This is a genomic window from Streptomyces sp. ADI95-17 (genome assembly GCF_003846175.1).
Lineage (GTDB): Bacteria > Actinomycetota > Actinomycetes > Streptomycetales > Streptomycetaceae > Streptomyces > Streptomyces sanglieri.
In genome coordinates this window covers 1-6,734 of sequence record NZ_ML123061.1, presented here as the reverse complement: position 1 = coordinate 6,734, position 6,734 = coordinate 1, and the positions used below count along the sequence as shown (strand labels likewise).

General features: G+C 67.7%; 5 protein-coding genes. All 5 read left to right on the top strand.

Annotation, left to right across the window (positions count from 1 at the left end; genetic code table 11):
• Positions 1-104: 104 nt before the first annotated feature.
• The 5 genes from EES42_RS44475 to EES42_RS44455 all read left to right on the top strand — a co-directional run bounded on the left by EES42_RS44475 (position 105) and on the right by EES42_RS44455 (position 6,510).
• A complete protein-coding gene (locus EES42_RS44475) occupies positions 105-1,577 on the top strand; it encodes a site-specific integrase (protein WP_124723869.1) in 1,473 nt (490 codons plus the stop codon).
• Positions 1,577-3,292 (top strand): hypothetical protein, encoded by a 1,716-nt coding sequence (locus EES42_RS44470; protein WP_124723868.1) that lies wholly within the window; start codon positions 1,577-1,579, stop codon positions 3,290-3,292. Before EES42_RS44475 ends, EES42_RS44470 begins: the two co-directional genes overlap by 1 nt.
• Positions 3,289-5,487 (top strand): site-specific integrase, encoded by a 2,199-nt coding sequence (locus EES42_RS44465; protein WP_124723867.1) that lies wholly within the window; start codon positions 3,289-3,291, stop codon positions 5,485-5,487. The genes EES42_RS44470 and EES42_RS44465 overlap by 4 nt, the downstream gene beginning before the upstream one ends.
• The gene (locus tag EES42_RS44460) at positions 5,484-5,945 is read left to right on the top strand and encodes a hypothetical protein (RefSeq protein ID WP_124723866.1); all 462 of its coding nucleotides are present in this window, start codon (positions 5,484-5,486) and stop codon (positions 5,943-5,945) included. Before EES42_RS44465 ends, EES42_RS44460 begins: the two co-directional genes overlap by 4 nt.
• 70 nt (positions 5,946-6,015) lie before the next feature.
• A complete protein-coding gene (locus EES42_RS44455) occupies positions 6,016-6,510 on the top strand; it encodes a DinB family protein (protein ID WP_124723865.1) in 495 nt (164 codons plus the stop codon).
• The last annotated feature ends 224 nt before the right edge of the window (positions 6,511-6,734 follow it).

Sequence of the window (6,734 nt, the reverse complement as noted above, 5' to 3'; positions counted from 1 at the left end):
TTGTCTCTGCTTAGTTTCCGTGTGGCGATTAGCTTCAACTGGGCTGGTGGCCTGGAGGTTTGGGCTTTGCGCTGAGCCGTGTGGTGTTTCTACTGTCGGCGCTCATGATCCTGAATTTCTTCTCGTCCCGGGGCTGGCAGTCCTGGGACGTCGAGCATCGGCCGTTGATCCCCGAGGGGATGCCCGTGCTCATCGACGACGACCTGCGCTTCGAGGACGGCCCGACTGCGCCGCGTCCGACGGCGGTGGTGAACCGGTGGCTGCGTGAGCTCCCGGCCAGCGGGGCGCCGGCGCCGAGCTCGTGGGAGAACTACGCACGAGTGGTCAAGGAATGGATGGAGTTCCTGGCCGAGCATGGCGTGGGTCTGTTCGACTCGCGAGTACGGCTGAAGGCCGCGTTGAGCCGGTACGCCGAACACCGCGCCGCCGGGCCGTTGAAGGCCCGGTTCGCGGCAACGACGTGGGGCCAGCACATGAGCATCCTGTCGCTGTTCTACCGGTGGGCGATGCACGAGGAGTACGCGACAGCCGAGCCGTTCACCTACCGCGCCGCGCGGGCCCTGTTTGCCGGGACCGGTCGGGAGGTGCGGGTGAATATGGCGGTCCGCCGCACCCCGAAGCCGCACGTGACGATCAAGTACCTGGAGCCGGACTTCACCGAGCTGTTCCGCAAGGGGCTGCGCGGGCTCGCTCCGGACGGCTCGCAGGACACCGGTTTCCACGGGCGGGAGCTGACCCGCAACGCGGCAGTCGGGGACCACGCGCTGGCCACCGGAATGCGGCTGCAGGAGTTCACCTACCTGCTGCCCTGGGAGATCCCAGCCCTGCCGCCGGAGCCGACCGCGGTTCCCATCCCGTTCCCGGTGCCGGCCGGGATCACCAAGGGCAAGAAGTTCCGCACCACGTGGACCTCTTACGAGGCCCTGGCCGGGCTGCACGACTACCTCGAACTGGACCGGGCCGCCACGACGGAAGGCTCACTCTGGCGGCCGCCACGGCGGTGGGGCGAACCGCTGATGGTGAGTGAGCCCGACGCCCGGGGAGGGCTGATCAACGGGGTCCGGCGCCCCTGGGAGTCACTGACTCCGGCCGAGCGGCGCCGCCTGGTCGCCCCGGACGGCGGCTCGTGCCTGCTGGCCGTGAAGAACGGCGGTGGCCCGTTCACCGCCTGGGCCACGGTCTTCGAGCGCACATCCGACCGGATCCGGGCCCGCTTCGAGCCCCGGTTCCCGCACGTCTGGCCCCACCGATGTCGCCACACTTTCTCGATGAGGACCTTGGAATACCTGGTCACCGGGCACTACCGGCAGGCCGCGAAACTCGTGCAGGACACCGATGCCGACGCCGCCCTGGTCTTCTACCTGAGCAAGGCGGACCCGCTGCTGGTGCTTCGTGATCTTCTAGGCCATTCAACTGTTCTGACCACGGAAAAATACCTCCGCCGCCTGGATACGACCCGCATCTACCGGGAGGCATACGAGGGGGCCGGAGCTGCTGCCGGACTGACCGAGCATAAGGCCGCCGACCGGGAAGCCGCGGCCGAGTTCGCCGACGAGGCCAGGGACGGTGATCTGTGATGCCGACCATGCTGATCGACGAACCCCTTGGTCTCACCTGCGTGTTCAGCGACGGAAGCCGCGCCGACTACCTCCTGGACGAACTGCCCAACCCGCGCCTGGCCCGGGACCTGGCTATCGGTCTCGTGGACTTGATCCATCCGCACGGCACTGCGGACTCGGAGGGCACCGTCAACTTCTACGTCCAGTCCCTGCGGAGCATGGTCTGCACCCTCGCAGCTCAGGGCTTCACCGGCGGCGCCGCTCACCTGCGACGAGGACAGCTGGCCGAGTTCTGGATGCCCGGCCCGCCCAGACTTGAGGCCATGACCCGCAGCCTGCTGGAGGGCTACGCCCAAAGCGGGGGCGCCTTGGCGGAGGGAGTGCTGGAGCTCGCTGCCGGGCGTCACTTCAACATCCAGCCCTTCCGTCAGGTGTTGGCGCCCTATGCGGAGGAGGAATGGCAGCGGCTGACCGAGGTCTGCCGGACCTTGGTCGACGATTCGTACGCCGCCCACCGCCAGGCCCTCGCCGATGCTGCCGACGCTCGGCATCCTCGAGAAGGCGGCTGGCAGCCGGGCAATCTGCGCTGGCTGCTGGCCCGGGTCGGGCCCGTCAGCATCAGCGAGTTCGGCGGGCACCTGGACATCTCGGCGGCGGTGGTCCACAACCGCGGCGGATTCCACGACGCGATCCAGGCGGTCTTCCCGCACCTGGATGTGCTGATCGCCTACCGGCTACTGTTCGGCATCTACTCTGGCATCGTCCCCGACGGCATCGCCGACCTGGTCCTCGGGGACATCGACTGGGCCGGCGACTCGACGGTCCTGCTCTCCTACATCAAACGCCGAACCGCGGCGGAGAGCCTGAACCTGCCCCGCCGGGCGGTCCGCCTACTGGAACAGTGGCTCGCGCACTCCGCACTGCTGCGCACCTTCGTGGCTGAGGAGGAACGCCGCAAACTCTGGGTGGGCGTGAGCCGGGCCGGCGGCGATCGCCGAGTCCGCAAGGTCGACCGGGTCGCCGTCCAGCGGTGGGCTGTTCGCCATGCGGTCGTCGGCAACGACGGACAGCCCCTCAAGATCCACCGTTCACGGATTCGTACCACCCACGAAGCCATGCGGGACAAAAGCACCTGGACGGGCAGTGGGCGGGCCACGATCGACCCGAACCACACCCCGGACGTCGAGGGCGATCACTACCTCACTGCCACCACCCCGGCCCAGAAGCACGTTGTCGAGACGGTCATCGAGGATGCCCAGCACGACGTGCTCCGCCGGGCTCACCCGCCCACTGTGATCACCGACGAGGAAGCGGCCGCGCTGGTGGACGGCTACCCGCAACTGGTCGCGGAGTTGAACCTGGCCGACGCCGTGATCGCTGAGCTGGTGGGCGGTCAGCGCGATGTGTTCACCGCCGCCTGCGGGGACCAGCTGTCCGGGCTGCACGGCCCGAAGGGGAAGCCTTGTCCGGCCCGGCCCTGGGTCTGCCTGCTCTGCCCGCTGGCTGTGTTCGCTCCCCGGCACGCGGGCAACCTGCTGCGGCTCAAGGCGTTCTTCTCCCGGCAGTGGCAGCAGATGCCCGCCGCCCACTTCATGGCCGTCTTCGGCCCCTATGCCACCCGCATCCAGCAGGTCCTGGACCGCTTCGACCCTGCCGTCATCGCCGCGGCGGCCGACCACATCGTGAATCACGACGGTGAACTTCCCTTGCGGCCCGAGGAGTTGACCGCGTGACTACCGCCCCCGCCGCTGCTGTCGCCTTCGACGGCCGGTCCGTGGTCTTCGCTGGCGCCGATGTCTGCCGCGAAGCCGGATTCACCCTCCCCCAGGGGACAGGCCGGCCGGTATTTGAAGACGACGTCTGGGACTTCACCGACGTCGTCGGCCTGCCCGTCCAACTTCCCCTTTGCACCCGCCGCTTCGACTTCACCGAGATCACCGACGAGCGGTGGCGGCTGGTCGGCAAAGAACTCGTCCTGGCCATGCTCGCCCCGCGGCACTCGGCGGTCGCTCCGCTGCCCCGGGCCCATCGCACCGCCCTGCACCTGCGCAGTTGCGCGGGCCATCTGGACGAGCTCATACGATTCTGCCGGTGGCTGTCCGAACAGGGGGTGTCGAGCCTCGCGCAGATCGACACCCGTATCTGCGACGCCTACATGGCCCACCGGCGCTACATACTCGACGAGCACGACGCAGTCGTCGGCGAGAACAGCCCCGGAACCCGCCGCAGGGCCGCGCAGGTCGTGGTCGACCTGGTCAACTACCGCGAGCTGTTCACCGCTGACCGTGTCCCGGCCGATCTGCGGCCCTGGGGCGGGGCCACCGCCTCCGCCATCGCCGAAATGCCCAGCGGCCGGACTGAGAACAAGACCCAGCCCGTCGACAACGCCGTCATGCAGCCGATGCTCGCTGCCGCACTGTTTCTCATGTCGTCCCTGGGGCCGCACGCCGTTGAACTCGCCCGGCAGATCCGGGAAACCGACAAGCTATCCACCCGCAAAGCACCGGGGCTCCGGGCCGTCCACGTGGCCCCGGTGCCCGAGTTCACCGAGCTGCTGAACGAGTACAGAGATACGTGCACACCCCTGCCGATGCTAGCCGACCACCACGTCGCCGACCGGCTCGCGAACGGCTGGTCCGCCGATGACCCCCTCCTGGCGGTGGCCACAGGAGTCCTGGCCCGTCAGGCCGGGATCACCCAGTTCGAGACCCGATGGATGCGCCACCTACGCGGACCGTTGGAGAACGCGGTCGCATCGGTCGGGGTGAAGGAGGTCTTCGCCCGGGACGCCGCCGACATCACCACGGCGGACACCTCGTCCGTATTGCCCTGGACGAAGCCGCTGCACCGCATGCAGGCCGTCGCTCTGGTCGGCATCGTCCGCACCGCCGCGATGATCGTGCTGGCCGCGGCCTCCGGCATGCGCGCGAGCGAGTTGATGGAGCTTCGTATCGGCTGCCGCCGCCTCGAAGAGCCCGTTCCCGGACTCACCCGCTACCGGCTCGCCAGCAAGGTCGTCAAAGGGCAGCCACTGGGCGGCACCGACGACGAATGGGTCGTCATCGAGCCCGTCTATCGCGCCGTCGAACTCGCCGAAGATCTCCATGACGACCGGCAAGAAGGTGCTCTGCTCTTCGGACGGTTCGCCTTCTCCGTCCGCTACAAGTGGTTCCGCAACTGGGTCAACTCCCCGGCAGGCCGCCGCATCGGACTCGCTCCCATCCCTGATGGACAGGTCAATCTGAGGCGGCTGCGTCGCACATTGGCCCTGGAAATGGCCTACCGTCCGGGCGGCGTGCTGGCCTCAAAACTGCACCTCAAGCACATCGCAGTGGCCACTACAGAAGGGTACGCGTCCCGCCCCGGCGGGGCTCAGGCCGAGTTGCTGGCCGAGGTCAACAAGCACGAGAGCGACCGGAACCTGGCTCTGGTCCTGGGGGAGTTCCGCAACTACCAGGAAGGCATTCTGCCCGCCGGTCCCGGCGCCCGCAGCCTCACCGAGTTCTTCGCCGGCATCGACGCCCAGCTCGATGCGGCCTCGGCCGCGGCCCCGAAAACTCAGCGCAACGACCGCGACGTCCTCAACCTCCTGACCAAACGCGCCAACGTCCTGCACCTCGGCGCCGCGAACTACTGCTGGTTCACCGACCCTTCCCGGGCACTCTGCCTCAAACTCGCGGGCACCCCCACTGCGGACCGCCCTCTGATCGGGATGTGTGACTCCGCCCGCTGCCCGCAGGCCACCCACCACCCCGGTCACCGGCCCGTCTGGGCCGAGCACGCCGACAGGACGAAGATCTTCCTCGGCCAACTCGGCGCCACCCGCAAGACCGAACGCACCCGGCTCCAGGCCGACTTCGACCGGGCCATCCGGGTCGTCGCCGAGATTGATGCTGCCGGCGCCACCATGGACGAGGAATCCTCATGAGAATCTCCGCAGCCCAGCGGACCGAGAACGAGAACCGCATCCGGGCCGCCATGGACCGGCTCCTTCGCGGCGAGATCCCGCCCGGCGGAAAGTGCGACATCAAGACCCTCGCCAGTGAGGCCGCCGTCGACCGCACCGCGTTCTACGGCAGCCGCCCCTACGCTCACCTCCGCCTTGAGTTCGAGCGACGGGTCCAGGCGCTTCGGGACGCCGGCGAGATCCCTGACCCCCGCGAGGCCCAGATCGCCCGGCTCAAAGCGGAGGTCGCCAAGCTCAAGGAACGGCTGGCACAGTCGGAGCAAACGATCGACGAGCTCACGGACTTCCGCAGCCAGGCCCTGGCCCGGCTCACCGCCCAGCACGAGGAAATCGTCCATCTCCGGGAGACCGCCGCCGGGACAGGCCGCGTCACCCGGCTCCCCGCAGCCCGAAGCGCCACATTTGGATCATGCAGCTGAATCTGGCTCACTCAACCATGGGCACTGCAGCGGAACCGGGACTGTCAGCCCTCGCTGCTACGGTCCGCGGATGACAAAGATCGTGCCCTATACCGGTGGCGAGAAGGAAAGCCTGCACGCCAGCCTCGATCGGCACCGCGATGCGATGCTATGGAAGCTCGACGGCCTCGACGATGAGGCACTGCGGCGACCGATGACTCCGTCAGGAACCAACTTGTTGGCCCTGGTGAAGCACTTGGCGACCGTCGAATACGGGTGGTTCTGCACAGCGTTCGGACGCGAGACCGAGCCGTTCTGGTTCGATCCCTACACCGAAGACATGAGCGTGGAGCCGAATGAGGCCACCGCAGACATCGTGGAGTTCTACGGCCGTGCCCGAGCCGCTGCCGACAAGGCGATCGAAGAACTCCAACTTGACGACCTCGGCACATCCTGGAACGGCAACACCGTGTCCATGCGCTGGGTGCTGATTCACATGATCGAGGACACCGTGCGACACGCCGGCCATATGGACATCGTGCGAGAGCTCATCGACGGAGTAACCGGCGATCACCCGCGGGACTGACACGGTCTGCCGCCGAGGCCGACCGACGGTCGGCCTCGGCGGCACGACTCATGACGGTTGGCGTCACCGCTCCGAAAGGAGAACCAGGGAAGTGATCCCCATCACGTTGCCGTCATCGCAATGCAACACCCACGAGCACCAGCGTTGCGAAAGCTATATCCGCAACGGTGCAGGCCAATGGCAACACGACATCGTCCACACACGGCCTCTGCGGACACAAGGCA